This window comes from Streptomyces sp. NL15-2K (assembly GCF_030551255.1).
Lineage (GTDB): Bacteria > Actinomycetota > Actinomycetes > Streptomycetales > Streptomycetaceae > Streptomyces.
This window is the reverse complement of the sequence record NZ_CP130630.1, coordinates 913,465-931,404: the sequence shown is the minus strand read 5'-3', so window position 1 is coordinate 931,404 and position 17,940 is coordinate 913,465. Positions and strand designations below refer to the sequence as shown.

General features: G+C 72.4%; 14 protein-coding genes and 1 pseudogene. 6 read left to right on the top strand and 9 right to left on the bottom strand.

What is annotated here, in order from left to right; genetic code table 11:
• Window positions 1–151 precede the first annotated feature (151 nt).
• On the top strand, window positions 152–1,801 hold the full coding sequence (locus Q4V64_RS03810) for a glycosyltransferase family 87 protein (protein ID WP_253266667.1): 1,650 nt from the start codon (window positions 152–154) through the stop codon (window positions 1,799–1,801).
• An 8-nt stretch (window positions 1,802–1,809) separates the two neighbouring features.
• Here Q4V64_RS03810 and Q4V64_RS03805 read toward each other — a convergent pair whose 3' ends face one another.
• From Q4V64_RS03805 to Q4V64_RS03790, 4 genes are all read right to left on the bottom strand, one after another.
• Complete coding sequence (locus Q4V64_RS03805) at window positions 1,810–2,874, bottom strand: LacI family DNA-binding transcriptional regulator (protein ID WP_124437169.1); 1,065 nt, start codon at window positions 2,872–2,874, stop codon at window positions 1,810–1,812.
• Between the two features lie 123 nt (window positions 2,875–2,997).
• On the bottom strand, window positions 2,998–5,409 hold the full coding sequence (locus tag Q4V64_RS03800; RefSeq protein ID WP_124437168.1) for a beta-galactosidase: 2,412 nt from the start codon (window positions 5,407–5,409) through the stop codon (window positions 2,998–3,000).
• Window positions 5,409–7,169 carry a beta-galactosidase gene (locus Q4V64_RS03795; protein ID WP_124437167.1) on the bottom strand — a complete coding sequence of 587 codons (1,761 nt, stop codon included), beginning with the start codon at window positions 7,167–7,169 and terminating at the stop codon, window positions 5,409–5,411. Before Q4V64_RS03795 ends, Q4V64_RS03800 begins: the two co-directional genes overlap by 1 nt.
• 109 nt (window positions 7,170–7,278) lie before the next feature.
• Window positions 7,279–8,442, bottom strand: coding sequence for an MFS transporter (locus Q4V64_RS03790; protein ID WP_124437166.1), 1,164 nt, complete (start codon window positions 8,440–8,442; stop codon window positions 7,279–7,281).
• A 203-nt stretch (window positions 8,443–8,645) separates the two neighbouring features.
• Here Q4V64_RS03790 and Q4V64_RS03785 point away from each other — a divergent pair, with 203 nt between their 5' ends.
• From Q4V64_RS03785 to Q4V64_RS03775, 3 genes are all read left to right on the top strand, one after another.
• The gene (locus Q4V64_RS03785) at window positions 8,646–9,338 is read left to right on the top strand and encodes a PAS domain-containing protein (RefSeq protein WP_253266680.1); all 693 of its coding nucleotides are present in this window, start codon (window positions 8,646–8,648) and stop codon (window positions 9,336–9,338) included.
• Window positions 9,335–10,312, top strand: coding sequence for a pyridoxal-phosphate dependent enzyme (locus Q4V64_RS03780; RefSeq protein WP_124437165.1), 978 nt, complete (start codon window positions 9,335–9,337; stop codon window positions 10,310–10,312). The genes Q4V64_RS03785 and Q4V64_RS03780 overlap by 4 nt, the downstream gene beginning before the upstream one ends.
• 152 nt (window positions 10,313–10,464) lie before the next feature.
• The gene (locus Q4V64_RS03775) at window positions 10,465–10,824 is read left to right on the top strand and encodes a cupin domain-containing protein (protein ID WP_124437164.1); all 360 of its coding nucleotides are present in this window, start codon (window positions 10,465–10,467) and stop codon (window positions 10,822–10,824) included.
• 21 nt (window positions 10,825–10,845) lie between these two features.
• On the opposite strand, the gene Q4V64_RS03770 is transcribed toward Q4V64_RS03775, so the two are convergent.
• The 5 genes and pseudogenes from Q4V64_RS03770 to Q4V64_RS03750 form a co-directional block, all read right to left on the bottom strand.
• Window positions 10,846–11,820: an NAD(P)-dependent alcohol dehydrogenase gene (locus tag Q4V64_RS03770; RefSeq protein WP_124437163.1), complete on the bottom strand. Its 975-nt coding sequence runs from the start codon at window positions 11,818–11,820 to the stop codon at window positions 10,846–10,848.
• Between the two features lie 122 nt (window positions 11,821–11,942).
• A pseudogene (locus Q4V64_RS03765) lies at window positions 11,943–13,300 on the bottom strand (VWA domain-containing protein).
• A complete protein-coding gene (locus Q4V64_RS03760) occupies window positions 13,297–14,154 on the bottom strand; it encodes a MoxR family ATPase (RefSeq protein ID WP_124437162.1) in 858 nt (285 codons plus the stop codon). Before Q4V64_RS03760 ends, Q4V64_RS03765 begins: the two are co-directional and overlap by 4 nt.
• Window positions 14,155–14,311: 157 nt before the next feature.
• Window positions 14,312–15,622, bottom strand: a complete 1,311-nt coding sequence (locus Q4V64_RS03755; protein ID WP_124437161.1) for an FtsX-like permease family protein — start codon at window positions 15,620–15,622, stop codon at window positions 14,312–14,314.
• 3 nt (window positions 15,623–15,625) lie between these two features.
• Window positions 15,626–16,411 carry an ABC transporter ATP-binding protein gene (locus tag Q4V64_RS03750; protein WP_172628974.1) on the bottom strand — a complete coding sequence of 262 codons (786 nt, stop codon included), beginning with the start codon at window positions 16,409–16,411 and terminating at the stop codon, window positions 15,626–15,628.
• A gap of 139 nt (window positions 16,412–16,550) precedes the next feature.
• Here Q4V64_RS03750 and Q4V64_RS03745 point away from each other — a divergent pair, with 139 nt between their 5' ends.
• Both Q4V64_RS03745 and Q4V64_RS03740 read left to right on the top strand, forming a co-directional pair.
• Window positions 16,551–17,195: a hypothetical protein gene (locus Q4V64_RS03745; RefSeq protein WP_124437159.1), complete on the top strand. Its 645-nt coding sequence runs from the start codon at window positions 16,551–16,553 to the stop codon at window positions 17,193–17,195.
• Between the two features lie 67 nt (window positions 17,196–17,262).
• The gene (locus Q4V64_RS03740; RefSeq protein ID WP_124437158.1) at window positions 17,263–17,856 is read left to right on the top strand and encodes a hypothetical protein; all 594 of its coding nucleotides are present in this window, start codon (window positions 17,263–17,265) and stop codon (window positions 17,854–17,856) included.
• Window positions 17,857–17,940: the final 84 nt, after the last annotated feature.

The following is a 17,940-nucleotide window of genomic DNA, read 5'->3' as shown; positions in this document are numbered from 1 at the left end:
GGCCGCCGCCAAGAATGAGATCGCAGCCGGAGAAAGCCTCTGACCAGGTGATTCCTGCGCACGGCATCGGCGCCGTGGTGTCCCGGTCGTTCGCGCCCCGTTCCCGGCGGCCGACCAGGCTGCGACCTCGTCCGAACGGAGACGCCGCCTGATGACAGTTCGTGCCGCGTCGGCCCCTGCCCCGGCGGACATCGCCGCCCCGCCTCGGAAGCCGCCGTACCGCCGGGTCGCATCGTTTCTGCGTCGTCGACGTGTGCCGCTGCTCGCCACCGTGACCATGCTGCCGCTGTATCTGGTGTGGGCGCTCTTCCGCGCCAACGGCGGCGGAGATCTCGCGGCCCAGGAGACCTGGGCACGGTTCGCCGCCGAGCACGGCGATTCCGCCTACGGCCTGTTCTGGTTCGGCGGGATCCACACCGCGAACTACAGCGTGATCTCCCCGTACCTGATGGGCTTCTTCGGCGTGCGCACGATCGGCGTCGCCTCCGGACTGGCCGCCGGGTGGCTGGCCGCGGTCCTCTTCGAACGGTCCGGGATCCGGCGCCCGCTGCCTCCGGCCCTGATGGCCGCGTTCGGCCTCTGGGTCAACATCGCGGCGGGACGCGTGACCTTCGCGCTCGGCGTCGCCTTCGCTCTCGCCGCTTGTGTGCTGCTGGTGGGTGAGCGGCGCGTGTGGCTGGCCGCCGGGTACGCGATGCTCGCGACGGCGGGCAGCCCGGTGGCCGGGCTCTTCCTCGTCGTGGCGGGCGCGGCCTACGGCCTGCTCCGCGACTGGAAGCGGGCCGCCGCGCTGACGGTCCCGCCGTTCCTGGTGGTGGGGACGACCACGCTGATGTTCCCCTTCCATGGGGAGGAGCCGATGGCGGCGGGTCGGATCCCGTGGCCCGCGCTGCTGGGCGTGGCCGTGGCGGTCTTCTCGCCGCGCCGCTGGCGGGTGGTGCGGCTGGGCGGTGCCGTATACGCGGTGGGTGTCCTCCTGACGTACCTGATCCCCTCGCCGATCGGCGCCAACGTGGAGCGGTTCGCCCTGCTGTTCGCGCCCGCCGTGCTGCTCGCCGCCGTGCTCTCGGCGGACCGGCGGCCCCGGTACGGGCGCGGTGCGCTGGCCGTGGCGCTCGCCGGCTCCCTGCTCTGGCTGGGATCGGGCACGCCCACCTCGTTCCTGCGGGGGACGGGGCAGGTCCCGGCCTGGGCCGCCGACAGCCAGGGTGTCGTACGGGCCCTGGACCGGCTCGGCGCCGACCGCACCCGGGTGGAGGTCGTCCCGGCCCACGACCACCGCGAGTCCGCCGTGCTGGCCCCGTACGTGAATCTGGCACGCGGCTGGAACACCCAGCTCGACATGACCCGCGGCCGCCTCTTCTACGACGGCACGCTCACCCCGACGACGTACCGCGCCTGGTTGGACCACTGGGCCGTCGGCTTCGTCGTGCTGCCCGAAGCCGAACCCGACCGGTTCGGGGAGGCCGAGGCACGCCTGCTGCGCGACAGCCTGCCCGCGTGGCTGGAACCCGTGTGGAGCGACGCGCACTGGCGGGTGTACCGGGTGCGTGACGCGGTGCCGCTGGTGTCGGCGCCCGCCACCGTCGTGCGCACCTCGGACGCCGCGCTCGACGTACGGATACCGAAGCCGGGTTCGGTGACCGTGCGGGTGGCGTACTCGCCGTGGCTGCGCGTCGAGGGCGCCTGCCTGCGGGAGGAGGGCGAGTTCACGCGCCTGACCGTCGACACTCCGGGCGTGTACCGGATCGACTCGGCATACCTCGCGTCCGCCTCGCCGTCGGGCTCGGCCGGCTGCTGATCCGACCCTCAGCGCGGCGCCGGTCCGCTGCTGCGGCGGACGACGAGGTCGACGGGGACGAGCGACTCGGGCTTCGGCGGCTCGGTGGAGCCGTCGATGCGGTTCAGCAGGAGCCGCAGGGAGCGGGTGCCGATCTCCGCGAAGTCGGTACGGACGGTGGTCAGCGGAGGCAGCAGATGGGCGGCCTCCGGGATGTCGTCGTAGCCGACCACGCTGACCTCGTCCGGCACCGGCCGCCCGGCCTCGTGCAGGGCGTGCAGGACGCCGAGCGCCATCTGGTCGTTGGAGACGAACACCGCCGTGACGTCCGGCCGGGCGGCCAGCCGGCGCCCCAGGTCGTAGCCGGAGTCGGCGCTCCAGTCCCCGACGAGCGGCTCGGGGACGTGGGCACCGGCCGCCTCCAGGGTCGAACGCCAACTGGTCCGCCGATGGTCGGCCGAGGTCCAGCCGGTGGGGCCCGCGAGGTGCCAGACGGTGGAGTGGCCGAGCCCGAGCAGGTGCTCGGTGGCCTTGCGGGCCCCGGCCCGGGAGTCGCCGGTGACCAGGTGGGTCTCGGTGTCGAGGCCGTTCTCCAGCACCACCAGCGGGGTGTCGAGGTGGGTGTCGGCCAGCGCCCGGCCCACCCACAGCTGCGGGGCGATGGCGATCACGCCGTCCGCGCCCTCGGCCGACAGCCGGTCCACGGCCTCGACCACCGTGTCGTGGTCGGCCGTGTCGAGGGCGATGGAGCTCACCAGGTAGCCGGCCTCCTGCGCCGCCGTGTTGATCGCGGTGAGGATGGAGGCGGGTCCGTAGCGGGCGGCGTCGAAGGAGATGACCCCGAGCATCCGGGTTCGCCCGCTGGCCAGCGACCTGGCGCTGCGGCTGGGCCGGTAGCCGAGTGTGCGCATGGCCTGGACGACCGCCTCGCGTGTCGCGGGGCGGACGGACGGGTGGTCGTTGAGCACGCGGGAGACGGTCTGCTTGGAGACTCCGGCCAGCCGGGCCACGTCGTCCATCACGGGACGCGAGCCCGCGAAGTTCCGTCTGCTGCGCCACTTCGGAACCGCTCCGTCGGCGGCGCTTCGGGTCATGGTGGCAGTTTCCTCGACGTCGTTACGGCGGCCTGGTCCCGCCCGGCAGGACCACAGCATAGGCGGGACGGTCCCGAGGACTCGGGGGAGCCGAGCCCTCGGGACCACGCGTGGGACGGCGTCTCAGCCGGCCCGGACGGACCAGCGGCGGCGGGTGATCCACTCGGCGTGCGTGATGGCGACGCTCTCTGCGGCACCGGCCGCTTCCCGGGGCACGTACACGGGCGCGTCAGGGTGCAGCGGCAGCACCCGCAGCCGCAGGCCCTCGGCGCGCAGGGTGTCGGCGGGCAGCCGGTCGACGCCGATGTCCCAGGCGAGCCCGGAGAAGTACTGGTCGGCGACGAGCGTGTCGCCCACGTACGCCCGCCCCACGTCCCCGCTCCAGTGCAGGCGCAGGATCGTCCCCGGCGGCAGGTCGTCCGGGACGTCGACGCGGTACTCGGCGGCCACGGTGTCGAAGTGCTTGTCCGCGGGCGCGCTCGCCCGGTCCAGCACGCCGGTGGCGGTGTCGGGGGCGGGCCCGGCGGGCCGTACCAGGGTGACCGGCACTGAGGTGTCACCGGCACCGGCACCGGCACCGGCATCTGTGTCGACCTCGACCGCGTACCGGGTGAACATCCCGTCCGCCGCCGCGCTCACCGCCGCCCCGTCCACCACCGGCGCCTGCTCCGGCGCGGGCAGCACCGCGAACGACACCGGCGCGTCCGAGCCGTGCAGCCGTACCTCCTCCCGGCCGGACGGGTCGAAGACGACACCCGCCTCGCACAGCACCAGCCGCTCGGCGCCCCAGGCCACACCCCGGTAGGCGGTGCGTGCCGTCGCCGCGTCCAGGACCAGCAGACCGACCCGGCCGCCGTCCGCCGTCTCCACCTCGACCAGCGCGTCGGTACCGGGTCGCAGTCCGCTGACCAGCACCCGGCCGCCGACGGGAGTGACGTCCCCGGACGGCGTGCTGACCGACGTCACCGTCGAAGCGTCCAGGGCCAGTTCGGGGTCGATGCCCTCGGTCGCGGCCAGCACCAGGACCGTACGGCCGTCCACGTCGACCGTGCACACCGGCTGGGCGGTGGCCCACTCCAGCCGCAGACCCGCCACGTCGAGCCGCAGCGGCCAGCAGAAGTAGGCGCCGCGGGGCACGGTGACGGGGAGGGTCGGCAGGGTCAAGGAGCCTCCGTCACCGGGGAATTCGACGGTGAACGACGTCTCGGGATGGTCGGGCAGCGGCTCGTGCGGCTGGTGGTTGTTGACGAACAGGAAGCCCGAGGCGCCGTCGGTGCGCACGGCCCACCGCAGGGTGTCGCGGTCGTCCTGCCCGCTCGGCCGGCGCTCCGGCAGCACGGACTCCATGGGTGCGATGCGGTCGCCGAAGTCGGCCAGCAGCAGGTGCTGGAGCCGCAGTTCGTGGTACGTCCGCCGGTACTGGCCGTACTCGCCGAGCGGCGCCTGGAAGTCGTACGTCAGGACCGGCAGGTCGTTGGGATAGCCGGTGGCGTGGGACTCCTGCAGGGTGGTGAGCTCCCCGGTCGGGTTCGTGCCGCCGTGGAACATGTAGAAGCCCTGCCAGACCGAGCCGCAGCCGATCTTGGTGAGGCCGAGCGCGCCGATGTCGTCGGCGTCGACGCGCGGCCGGCGGTGGTACGACACCGCCATGCCGCCGCCCAACTCGCAGGTGGCCCACGGGAAACGGCCGGCGTAGGCGTCCGGGGTGCCGCCGCGCACGGTCGTCGGCCTGAGGTCGGCGCCGATGCCCTCGTCGTCGCGCTGGTGGGTGAAGAAGAAGTGCTTGCGGCAGGTGTCGGGCCAGCCGCCGTCGGCCTCGGTCCAGAAGGTCTCGGTGTAGCCGCCGTACAGCGGAAGCAACTCGTCCGGCGGGAGCCGGACCCCGCCCCAGGCGGTCGACGTCCACAGCGGGGCGCTCAGCCCGGCCTCCTGGGCCATCCGCTTGAGGGTGAGGAGGTGGCCGGGCTGGTCGTAGAGCTCGTTCTCGATCTGGATCGCCACGATCGGGCCGCCGTGGGCCCGGTCCAGGCCGTGCAACTGCTCGGCGATGGCCGCGAACCAGGCACGCACGGGCTCCAGATAGGCCGGGTCGTCGGTGCGCGGGGTGCAGTCGCGGGCCAGCAGCCAGTCGGGCAGGCCGCCGCCCCGGACCTCCGCGTGGGACCAGGGACCGATGCGCGGGATGAAGTCCAGGCCGTGCCGGGCACACAGCTCGGCGAAGCCGCGCAGGTCGCGGTCGCCGTCGAAGCGGACACGGCCCTCGATCTCCTCGTGGTGGATCCAGATGATGTAGCTGGCGACGGCGCTCACCCCGCCCGCCTTCATCTTCAGCAGCTCCTCCTCCCACTCCGCGGCCGGGTAGCGGGAGTAGTGGAACTCGCCGGAGACCGGGAACCAGGGACGGCCGCCGCGCGTGAGCCAACGGCTGGTGACCTCGATGGGATCGGGCACCCCGGGCGCGTCGGCGAAGGGCAGATGCCCGGTGAGCGGGGGACCGGCGGGGGAGGGGACGCGCAGGTGGTGCGGGTGGGCCATCAGTCGTTCTCCGGTCCGAGGTCGGGGGTGTCGGTGAGCTGCGCGCGGGTGCCGGTCGTGGCGTGCAGCTCCAGCACGACGAGCTCGTTGGTGCCGGGGCGCAGCACCGGGCCGGGGACGTACAGCGTGTGCTGCGGGCCGCGGTTCCAGTAGCGGCCGAGATGGAAGCCGTTGACCCACGCCTGGCCCTTGGTCCAGCCGGGCAGGGCGAGGAACGTGTCGGCCGGGGTGTCCACCTCGAACGTCCCGTGGTGGAAGGCGGGCACGGCGTCCGCGTCCGCGTCGGACGGCACGAACGGCACCGCGCCCAGGTCGCCCAGCGGGAGGGGCCGGCACTCCCAGTCGTGCAGGGCGGCGCCCTGGAAGGACACCGGGCCGAGCAGTCCCTTCGGCGCCCCGATGCGCGGCCCGTAGTTGACCCCGCCCTGGTTCTCGACCAGGACCTCGAGGACGGCACCGGGCTTCGGCACCCGCACGGGCAGCGTCTCGTCGTGGCGCTTGCGTTCCAGTACGCCGACGGAGGCACCGTCCACGAAGACCTGGGCGCGGTCGCCGACGCCGCCCGCGAAGTGCAGCAGACCGTCGCCGGAGGCGGGAACGGTGGTGCGGTAGAGGACGTACCCGGAGTGCGCCCCGAGCTCGTTCATCGTCACCGGGTCCTGGGTGCGCACCGCTCCGTCCAGGGTGCGGAGATACGGCAGCAGCGGCGCCCGGCGGTCCAACTCGACAGCGGTGGGCGGGAGTTTGGGGCCCGGCGCGGGAGCCGGCTCCTCGGGGACGGACGCGTGCCGGGCGATGACCTCGCGGAACGCGTGGTACTTGGGGCCCGGGTCGCCGCATTCGGTGAGCGGGGCGTCGTAGTCGTACGACGTCACGGTCGGCTCGTAGGCGTGCTTGTGGTTGGCACCGTTGGTGAAGCCGAAGTTGGTGCCGCCGTGGAACATGTAGATGTTGACGGAGGCCCCCGCGGACAACAGCCGGTCCAGGTCGGCCGCCGCGTCCTCGGCCGACCGCACATGGTGGGGCCCGCCCCAGTGGTCGAACCAGCCGATCCAGAACTCCGCGCACATCAGCGGGCCCTCGGGCCGGTGGGCGCGCAGCGCGGCCAGATGTTCCTCGACCCGGCTGCCGAAGGTGCCGGTGGCGACCGTGCCGGGCAGGCTGCCGGCGGCCAGGTGCTGGGCGTTGGCCTGGTCGCAGGTGAACAGCAACTCGTCGACACCGCGGGAGCGCAGGGCCTGTTCGACATGCTTGAGGTACGCGGTGTCGTCGCCGTAGGCCCCGTACTCGTTCTCCACCTGTACGGCGATCACCGGTCCGCCGTTCGCGGCGAGGTGCGGCAGCAGCGGGGGCAGCAGCTGGTCGAGGTAGCGGTCGAAGGCCTCGGTGAAGCGCGGGTCGCTGGTGCGCAGCCGGATGCCGGGGTCCGAGAGGAGCCACGCGGGCAGCCCGCCGTCGTCCCATTCGGCGCAGATGTACGGCCCGGGGCGCAGCAGGACGTGCAGGCCCTCCGCCTGCGCCAGGCTCAGGAAGCGGGGCAGGTCGAGCATGCCGTCGAGGACGAGCGTGCCGGGTTCGGGCTCGTGCAGGTTCCACGGCAGGTACATCTCGACGGTGTTGAGCCCCATCAGCCGCGCCTTGCGCAGCCGGTCGGTCCACTGGTCCGGGTGGACGCGGAAGTAGTGCAGTGCCCCGGAGATGATCCGGAACGGCTCGCCGTGCAGGAGGAAACCGTCGGACGACGTGGTCAGAGCGGGCATGCGGAGCTTCCCTTCGAGTTCGGAATGCGGGGCCTTGGTCCAGAGGGTTGGGCGGGTTCGGCCGGGGCGCGGGGTTCATCGGTTCGGCCGGGGCGTGGGTTCAGCGGGCTCAGCGGGTTCGGGTATTGCGGATCAGCCAGAGCGTCGCGGCCAGGCACAACGCCGAGACGCCGCACAGCAGGAGCGGGACCGCGCGGATGCCGGCCTCTTCGATGGCCTTGCCGAGCGCCGGTCCCGCGGCGACGCCGCCGACCATGGACGCGGCGATGACCAGGGCTCCCGCCCGCCGGGCACGCGGGGCGGCGCGGTGCAGCCAGGGCAGGCCGGTGGGGAAGATCGGGGCGATGAACAGCCCCACACCGGCGTACGCGTACGGGGCCAGGGCCGGTATCGCGGCGAGCAGCAGACAGACCGTCATACCGGCGCACGAGGCCGTGATGATGGCCTGGGCGGAGAAGCGCAGGGCGATCGGGGCGACCAGGAACCGGCCGACGGTCATCATCAGCCAGTAGACGGAGGTGGCGGTCGCGGCGACCCCGGCGCCGTAACCGACGGTCTCCAGATGCGTGGGCTCCCAGCCGCCGACGCCCGCCTCGATGCCGACGTGCAGGACGTAGAGCGCGACGAACATCGCGAGTACGGAGCCCAGGCTGCGGCCGAGGACCCGCCCGCCGTCGGTCTCGGGGCCGGACTGCGGCCCCGGCGCGCGGTCGCGTACACCCCGCAGGCACAGCAGCAGCGGCAGGTTGGCGAGCGCGAAACCGAGGAAGACCGCCGGGTAGTGCTCGGAGCCGACCGCGCCGATCAGTGCCGGACCCAGGATCGCGCCGATGCCGAAGTGCGCGTTGAGGATGTTCAGCATCGCGGTCGAGCGGTGGCCGAAGCCGACGGCGAACAGCTGGTTGAGGCCGTAGTCGATGCCGCCGAAGCCGAGCCCGGCGAGGAGGGCCATGGCCAGTGCGGTGGGCCAGTTCGGCGCCAGCGCGAAGCCCGCCGCGCCGACGGCCATCAGCAGGTACGAGGCGCCGAGGATCTGCCGGTTGCCGATCCGGCCGTAGAGCCGGTCGAACAGCAGCACCCCGGCCACGCCGCCGACGAAGTGGGCGCTCAGCCCCAGCCCGGCGCCCGAGGGCGTCAGCCCGAACTCCTCGCGGAAGGCGGGGATGGCCGGGCCGTACAGGGCCTGGAGGGCGCCGATGAGGACGAAGCCCACGCAGGAGGCGACCACGGCGGCGGGGCTGAAGACCGGGGCGTCCGGCGGTGCGGAAGCCATGGGCCTGGTGTCGACGACGCGCTTTTCCCCCGGCACAGCACACCTCTCAATCGCTCCGACGGACAGTGATGTTACCGGTAACATCACTGTCGTCAAGATCCCGGACAAGGGTGGCGGGGAAAGGCCGATGTTGGACTGTTCGTCCAGCACCTGGACCTGTAGTCTAAGGATCCGGGCAGTGGCAGGGAGGCGGGGGTGTGCCGGTGGACGAAGCGAGCGTGGAGGCCGAGCGCGACGCGATCATCGCCGCGCTGACGCCCGTCGTCGACGGGATCGCGGCGACCTTCGGCCCGATGTGCGAGGTGGTCCTCCATGACTACCGACGGCCGGAGGAGTCGGTGGTCGCCCTCGCCGGTTCGGTGACGGGTCGTGCCGTGGGCGGTGCCATGAGCGAGATCGGCATGCGGATCGTCGCCCGGGGCGAGGAGGCGGGCGACGAGCTGAACTACGTGACGCGCACCCGGACCGGGAAGACCGTCAAGTCGTCCACGATGGTGCTGCGGGACTCCACCGGCGCGGTGTTCGGCGCGGTGTGCGTGAACCTGGACGTCACCGCGGTCACCGAAGCCCACGCCCTGCTCGGCGGGCTCGCGGGCATCGGCCGGACCTCCGCCGAACTGCCGGTCACCACCTTCGGCAACGACATCGATTCCGTCGTCGACGTCATCCTCGACGACCACCAGCTGGGACAGAACCAGGGCTGGGCGGGCCTCGACCGGGCGGCACGCCTGGAGCTGTTCCGCGGCCTGGACGAGCGGGGGGTGTTCGCGGTGCGCCGGTCGGTCGAGCAGGTGGCCGGCCGGCTCGGCATCTCCCGCGCCTCCGCGTACAGCTACCTCGCCCAGGCCCGGGCCGCGACCGACACGACTTCCGACTCCGCTGGAGGGCACGCGTGACGACCACCACCCCGCCGGTCACCCTCGACGACATCCGTGACGCGGCCGCCCGGCTCAAGGGCGTCGCACACCGCACGCCGGTGCTGCGCTCGCGCACGCTGGACGCGCTCGTCGGCGCCGAGGTCCACCTCAAGTGCGAGAACTTCCAGCGTGTGGGGGCCTTCAAGTTCCGCGGCGCCTACAACGCGGCTTCCCGGCTCACTCCCGAGCAGCTGGCCCGGGGCATCGCCGCCTACTCCTCCGGGAACCACGCCCAGGCCGTCGCCCTGGCCGCGCGGGAACTGGGCACGACCGCGGTGATCGTCATGCCCGAGGACGCCCCGCCCTTCAAGCGGGACGCCACCGCGGGCTACGGCGCCGAGATCGTGTCGTACGACCGCTACAGCGGCGACCGAATGGCCATCGCCGAGGCCCTGGCCGCCGAACGGGGCCTGGCGCTGATCCCGCCGTACGAGCACCCGCACGTGATCGCCGGGCAGGGCACGGCCGCGCTCGAACTCCTCGAAGAGGTGGGGGAGCTGGACGCCCTGATGGCACCGGTCGGCGGCGGCGGACTGATCGCCGGGAGCGCCACGGCGGCCAAGGGCCTGTACGCGGGCGTGCGCGTGATCGGCGTCGAGCCGGAGACCGGGGACGACACGAAGCGGTCTCTGGAGGCGGGCCGGCGCGTCGCGATCCCCGTGCCGCACACCATCGCCGACGGCCAGGCGCTGCACACCCCCGGCGAACTGACCTTCTCCATGAACCGGCTGCTCGTCGACGCCATCGCCCTGGTGTCCGACGACGAGATCCGGGACGCGATGCGGTTCGCGTTCGAACGCCTGAAGATCGTCGTCGAGCCCAGCGGTGCCACCCCGCTGGCCGCCCTGCTCTCCGGCCGGGCGGGCCCCCTCCCGCGCCGGGTCGGCGCGATCATCTCGGGCGGGAACGTCGACGCCGAGCGCTTCGCCCGGCTCTGCGGGCCCGCGTCCTGACACCGGCACCGCCGTCACCCGAATGGCGGCGCCGGGTGGACAGGCGGACGATGGAGTGATGGGGGCTCGGCCCCCGTTGGTGCCGCTCATGGTGAGCGGGCGACGGAGACCGGCCCCGGGCCGTACTGACAACGGCCGGAAGGAGAGCCGTCATGCTTGAGATCAAGACGCTCGACAAGCCGGACGAGCGCCGCGATTTCCCCCGGGGCCACCTCGAAGCCGTCCACCTCACCGGACTGGACTTCGCCGTGGCGACCTTCGAACCGGGCTGGCGCTGGACGGAGTCCGTGGCACCGATAGCGGGCACGGACAGCTGCCAGATCCACCACAACGGCTACATCGTCCAGGGACGCCTGCGCATCCGCATGGACGACGGCGCCGAGGGTGAGCTGGGTCCCGGTGACGTCTTCGTGTGCCCGCCGGGGCACGACGCCTGGGTCGTGGGTGACGAACAGGTCGTCGCGTACGACTTCGCGGGAGCCATGGCGAAGGAGTACGCGAAGTCGGACTGATCCCGCTCGAAGGCGTGCGCCTCACACGGTGACGACGATCTTCGCGCGTGCGTGCTCCTGCTCCAGGTGCCGGATGGCCTCGGCCGCCTCGCTGAGGGGATACGTCCGTTCGATGACCGGGGTGACCTTCCCGGACTCGGCGAGCTCCCGGAGCGCCGCGAGGTTCTCCTTGCTGGGCTTCGCCGGGAGTTCGAGCAGCCGCTGGCGGACGAAAGGGGACACCAGGCGGCGCTTGAAGAACAGCGACATGGGGCCGAGGACGCTGCCGCCCTCGTACACGCCCCCGCCGGACAGCACGAGCGTCCCGGTCGGAGTCAGTGCGCGCCGGAACTCGCCCAGCGAGCGATTGCCCACCAGGTCCAGCACGACGTCGTACCGGCGCCCGCCGCGCGTGAAGTCCTCCTGGGTGTAGTCGACGACGTGGTCCGCGCCGAGCGATCGGACGAGCTCCACGTTCCTCGTCCGGCACACGCCGGTCACCTCCGCGCCGTACGCCTTGGCGATCTGCACGGCGAACGGACCGACCCCGCCCGAGGCCCCGTTCACCAGGACCGTCTGACCCGCCCGCACCCCGGCCACGTCCCGCAGACCGATGAGGGCCGTGTTCGCGGCCAGAGGCATCGCGGCGGCCTGTTCGAACGTGAAGCCCGCCGGTTTCAGGTCCACCGCGCTGTCCTGGGCGCACACGAACTCCGCGAACGCCCCGTCGGCCTCGCCGAACACCTCGTCGCCCGGATGGAGCCCTGTCACCTCGCTGCCGACCGCCTCCACCCGGCCCGCGAAGTCCCTGCCCCGGATCCGCGCCTTCGGCGCGCGGAGCCCGAGCACCAGGCGTGCGATCTTGGGATCGCCGTGCATGAGGTGCCAGTCGTACGCGTTGACCGCGGCCGCGTGCACCCGCACCAGCACCTCGCGGGCCGCGGGCACCGGCTGATCGACCTCCCTGAGCTCCAGCGCGTCCGTCGTGCCGTACCGGTCCTGGACCACTGCCTTCATGGGTCCCCCCTTTGTTACCGCGGAGCGTAAGGCCGGATCGGCGGGACGGACATCAGGGACAAGCCCTGGTTCTCCCCGAGAAATCCCTGAAACCCGCTCTGTACCCGCAGTTGGCCGCGTGATCAGATCGGCAGAAGGCGTCCGACGATGTCCCCGAGCTGCCGCGCGTTGCGGCACTCGTGCATCTCGGCCAGCTCGGCGTAGGCGAGGGCCGCGGAGTCGCCCGTGCCCCAGTGCGAGCGCGCTTCCGGGTTCAACCAGTAGACGCGGCGGGCCCGTTCGGTGAGGTGCCGTACGGCCGGGAGGTTCGGGTCGCTCATGTTCGTACGGGCGTCGCCGAGGACGAACACGGTCGTGCGCGGGCCGACCGCGTCGCCGTACCGCTCCGCGAACTCGCCCAGTGCGACGCCGTAGTCGCTGCTGCCGTGCCAGCCCGTGAGGGTCGCCTCCGCCCGGATCCGGGCACCGAGTCCCTCCGGATCGGCCGCGCCGTGCACGAGCAGCCGGGTCACCTCGTCGATCCGGTTGACGAAGGCGAACATCCGCACCTTGCTGAACTGGTCGTGCAACGCCTGCACCAGCAGCATCGTGAAGTCCGAGAACCCGGACACCGAGCCCGACACGTCGCACAGCAGCACCAGTTCGGGGCGGGCGGGACGGCGTCGGCGCAGCACCGGCTTCATCGGCACGCCGCCCGTCGACAGCGACCCGCGCAGGGTGCGCCGCAGATCGATCGTGCCGCGCGCGCCCGGCGCCGGCGGGCGGCCAGCCGGGTGGCGAGCTTGCGGGCCAGCGGCCGCACCGTCCTGCGCAGCTCGGCCAGCCGGTCCCTGCCCGCGAACAGGAAGTCGACCCGGTCGGCGGTCGGGGCCACCGCCCGCCGGGCGATCTCGTCCCGGCCGCGCCGCTCGGCGACCCGCCGCCGCGCCTGAGCGGCCACCATGCCCCGGAACGCCTCGATGCGCCGCCGGATCTCGTCCTCCAGCAGCCGGTCGGTGAATCCCGAACCGCCGTGCCGCCCACGGACGGTGTCGCGGACGCGCGCCAGGAGCGTCTGCGGGCGGAGCCGGTCGAGCGTCTGGTGCGACGACCAGCCGTCCGACGCCGGCGAGGAACCGTACCCGCCGAAGCCGTCGACCGCCTCGGCCGCCAACCGCCCCAGCAGGGCCTGGTCGTCGGCGGCCAGCGCGGCCGCGAGCCGCTCCCGCAGGTCGTCCCGGTCCGCGGGCTCCTGCTCGGGCCCGCCGACGCCCGCCGGGAAGTACAGGTCGAAGACCGGGTCGAACACCGGCCGCTGGGCCGTGCCGTGCAGCAACGTCGCGGCCAGCCCCTCCCGCAGCCGCTCACGATCCGCGAGGCCCAGCACCGTCACCGCCCGGGCCGCGTCCACGGTCTCGCCGGTGCCGATCCGGATGCCGTGCGCGCGCAGCGCCCCGACCAGGGACGTCAGCCGCTCGGCGACGCCCGCCGGCGTGCTCACAGGGCGTCCAGATCGAGCTTGGCGGTCGCCTTCAGAACGTCGTCCTGGTGCTTGAGCAGCACCCCCAGGCTGTCGCGGACGACCGTCTCGTCGAGCGTGTCGGCGCCCAGCGCGAGGAGCGTGCGCGCCCAGTCGATGGTCTCCGCGACCGACGGCACCTTCCGCAGGTCCATCGCCCTCAGCGCCCCGACGACGCGGACCACCGACCGGGCCGGCGCCTCGTCCAGCTCCGGCACCTTCAGCCGGACGATCCGCCGCTCCAACTCCTCGTCCGGGAAGCCGATGTGCAGGAACAGACAGCGGCGGCGCAGGGCCTCGGACAGCTCGCGGCTCGCGTTCGAGGTGAGCACGACGAAGGGGCGGCGGGTCGCGGTGATCGTGCCCAGCTCGGGGACGGTGACCTGGAAGTCGCTGAGCACCTCCAGGAGCAGGCCCTCCACCTCGACGTCCGCCTTGTCGGTCTCGTCGATCAGCAGGACCTTCGGCTCGTCGCCGCGGATGGCGGTCAGCAGCGGGCGGGGGAGCAGGAACTCCTCGCTGAAGATGTCCGTGCGCGTCTCGTCCCACGTCTCGTCGCGGCCCGCGCTGATGCGCAGCAACTGCTTGGCGTGGTTCCACTCGTACAGCGCCCGGGACTCGTCGACGCCCTCGTAGCACTGCAGACGCACCAGCCGTGCCTGAGCGACCTGCGCCACGGCCTTGGCGAGCTCGGTCTTGCCGACTCCGGCCGGTCCCTCCACGAGCAGCGGCTTGCCCAGGCGGTCGGCGAGGAAGACGGTCGTGGCGACCGCCGGCGACGCGAGGTAACCGGTCTCGGCGAGACGTGCGGAGACGTCGTCGACGGATGTGAACAACAGGGGCCTCCCGGTCGGCGGCGGTACCTGGTCGGTCGGTCACCTATCTAAGCGCTTGTTCACCGCTTCTGTCACGGCCGGCGTGAAGTAGCCCTCTTGGACCCCCGGGCACGAGTCAGGGGCGGCCGTCGACACGGCCGCCCCTTCGTCGTCGTCCTCACGCCGCCACCGCGACCGCCCCCACGGGAGGAGTCCGCAGCACCCGCCGGGCCGTGGCCAGACTCGTCCCCAGCGTCGCCGCCGCCGCGACCGACACGACCCCGAGCCAGATCCCCAGGCCCTGGTCCGGCAGCACCGAGTCGGTGCGCACGACGGTGAACGGGACGATCCCGGCCAGCGCGGCCACCGTGCCGAAGAACAGCCCGGTCACCGTCAGGATCAGCCCCTCGGCGCCGACCGTGCCGAGCACCTGCCCCGGCGTCGCCCCCGCCAGGCGCTGCTGCCCGAACTCCCGGCCGCGGTACGTGGTCGCCGCGTACAGCGAGTTGACCAGCATGACGCAGACGAAGACCACGATGATGCCGACGACGGTGAAGTTCAGCGTCTCGAGGTTCTTGGCGTCGACCGACTTGGTCAGGCCCGAGGCCTCGACGGCGTCGCTCTCCACCGCCTGCATGTACAGCGTGGCCGTGGCGACCGCCGTGAACAGGATCAGCGACATCAGGATCCCGGCGAGGTGGTCCGCCCGGCGGCGCAGGTTGCGCACCGCCAGCCAGCCGCTCGCGCCGGTCAGCGGCAGCCGGTCCAGCAGGCCCTTCAGCAGCCGCGGCGACAGCAGAGCGAATCCCACCGACAGCAGGATCGCCCCGTAGGCCGGCGGGGCCATCAGCGCCGAGTCCGTCGCCGAGAACGCGAAGGCGGAGGACACCGACACGGCGCCGGCCACCAGAGCGGCGTAGGCGAAGAACTGCCGTGCCCCGCCTCGCTGCCGCCGTCCGCGCGTCGCCCGCCGTACGGCGAGGAACGCCGCGCCCGCCGCCGCGAGCAGGGTGATGTCGACGCCCGACATCAGCGCGATCGGACCGAAGGAGTGCTCGACGGACCGCGCGACCTGCCCACTGTCCTGGAACACCTCCAGCAGCGCCCGCCCGCCCAGCATCGCCGGGCCGATCGCCAGCACGGCGCCCACCAGGGCCACGGCCACCGCCTCACCCACGACCATCCGCTTGAGCTGCGCCGGGGTCGCCCCCGAGCAGCGCAGCAGCTCCAGCTCGGTGGTGCGCTGGCGCACGTTGACCGTCAGCGTCGAGGCGACGGCGAAGAACACCAGCAGGGTGCCGTAGCCGCCGACCACGCCCGCCGCGGTGGACAGGGTCTCGGCGCTCACGGAGTCCACGCCGGGCTGCCCCGCCGTGTCGTGCATCGAGTTGAACGTCATGATGATCGCCGCGCCCAGGAAGGCGGACAGCAGCGTCGCGAGGAACCGCCCGGGCCGTTGCCGTATCGACCGCATCGCCAGTACGAACATCGCTCACAGCCCCGCCATCATGTCGTCGCCCAGGTGTGCCAGCCGCTCGGCGACCGCGTCCGGCGTCGGCGCGTCCATCCGCCCGGCCAGCCGCCCGTCGGCGAGGAACAGCACGGAGCCGGCGTAGGAGGCGGCGACCGGGTCGTGCGTCACCATCACCACGGTCCGGCCGTGCACCCGCACCGCGTCCTGGAGCAGCCGCAGCACCTCCCGCGCGGAGCGTGTGTCCAGGGCGCCGGTCGGCTCGTCCGCGAAGATCACCCGGGGTTCGGTGACCAGGGCCCGGGCGATCGCCACCCGCTGCCGCTGACCACCGGAGAGCTGGTCGGGTCGGTGCCCGAGCCGGTCGCCCAGACCGACGGCCGTCAGCACCTCCCGGGCCCGCTCACGGTCGACGCGCCGCCCGGCCAGCTTGAGCGGCAGCACCGTGTTCTGGGCGACGGTCAGCGTGTCGAGCAGGTTGTACTGCTGGAACACGAACCCGATCCGCCCGCGCCGGAACCTCGCCAGCTCCGCCTCGCCGCCGCCGGTCAACTCCGTGCCGTCCACGCGCACGATGCCGCTGTCGGGCAGGTCGAGCCCGGCCGCGCACTGCAGCAGGGTGGACTTGCCCGAGCCCGACGGCCCCATCACGGCGGTGAAGGTGCCGCGACCGAGGCAGAGCGTGACCCCGTCGAGAGCGGTCACGGCACTGTCGTCCGTCCCGTAGGTCTTGCTGACTTTGACCAGCCGCAGCGCTTCGGGGGCGGGTCCCGTGTCGTGGGTGCGTCGCGAGCCTGTGCGAAACATCGTCATCACTCTCCGTCCGGCACGCCGTGTGCCTCGCTCAAGAAGCTACGGAGACGGAGGCCGGGGCACATGGGGCGCAGAACCCGTATCGGAGGGTGTATTCAGTGACACCCCGGGCCCGATGCGCCAAGATGATCACATGACTGACGGATTATCCTGGCTCGCCGAACCCCAGTCCATCGCCTGGGGCGGCTACAGCATCGTGATCGCCCGTGACCTCGCCTCGGAAACGCTCGCGAAGCGGGTCGCCGAGACCGTGTTCCGCCAAAAGCTGAGACCGCGCTCCATCGGAGAACTCACCGGCCGCCAGGTGCAGGATGTGCTCGAAGGCCTCTTCGGGGACGTCTTCCTGGGGATCGCCCTGCGCCACGGGGAGATCGGCGAATGGGCGTACGTGGTCAAGTACGGCGGCTGGCAGGGGGAGTTCGGCGGCACACCACTGATCGACCGTGGTGGGGCCCACGTCTTCCACCTGGAGTTCGAGGAGGAGAACGGCAAGCCGGTGCCCCCGCAGTTCGCCTACCGCCACGACGAGCGACTGATGTGCGCGTTCAACCTGCACCTGGACGGCTCCTGGGGGTACGACGGCGTACAGGGAGACCCCGAGGTGGCGTCCGGCGTCGAGCAACTGCTGACCGCCGCCGGACTGCCCGACCACGACCTGGACCACCGCACCGTGCACAGGACCTCACTGGAGGTCCTCCAGCAGCACTTCGACCTCTCTCTGCCCCGGGGGCGGATCCTGGAGGAGACCCTGCCCACGGTCCTCCTGCGGGAGTCGTGACAGGGCCGTGACCGGAGGTATGGCCTCCGCCATAGCCGGACGGGCCTTGTCCTGATCAACTCGGCGGATGCACAGAAGCACCGCCCTGGCGACCCTGGCCGCCACCGTCGTCCTCGCCCTGACCGGGTGCGGAAGCACCCGCGCCGACAGCGGGTCGCAGCCCACGACCTCGGCCCCGAGCGCCTCCACCCCGACGTCGTCATCGCCGCAGCCGCGTCACATCAGCACCGAGTTGAGGAAGCTGGAAGACGCGGCCTGCGGTACGACGGCACCGCGGCCGACGGCCGAAGAGACCTCCTCGCCACCCGCGACGGAAGCGGTGGGGGACCAGCCCCCGAACTACGCGGACAACAACGCCTACCGGCGCGCACTGCCCCTGAAGGGCCTCTCGGTCTGCCGGGGCGAGGTTCACGTGAAGCGGCTGACCGAGAGGCTCAAGGACGTCCCCGTGGACAAGGTCCGGGTCGACACCGAACTTTCCCGCCTCGACTACGGCTACGAGGTCGAGCAGCTGCGTTCCGTGGACGACACCGTCCAATTCGTCATCGGCCTGGACGGCGTGTGCGTCACGGGGACGCTGGTGCCGAGCCACCGGAACACCATCGAGGCCCACGGCCCCTACATGGAGGGCGGCTGCGTCGAGCCCGCCTACGGACACTGAAGGCAGCATTCCGTTTTTGAACGGTTTCAAAGGGCCATCGGGTCGGCTTGACGGTTTCCGTTCAACTCTGTTCGTAAATTGTCC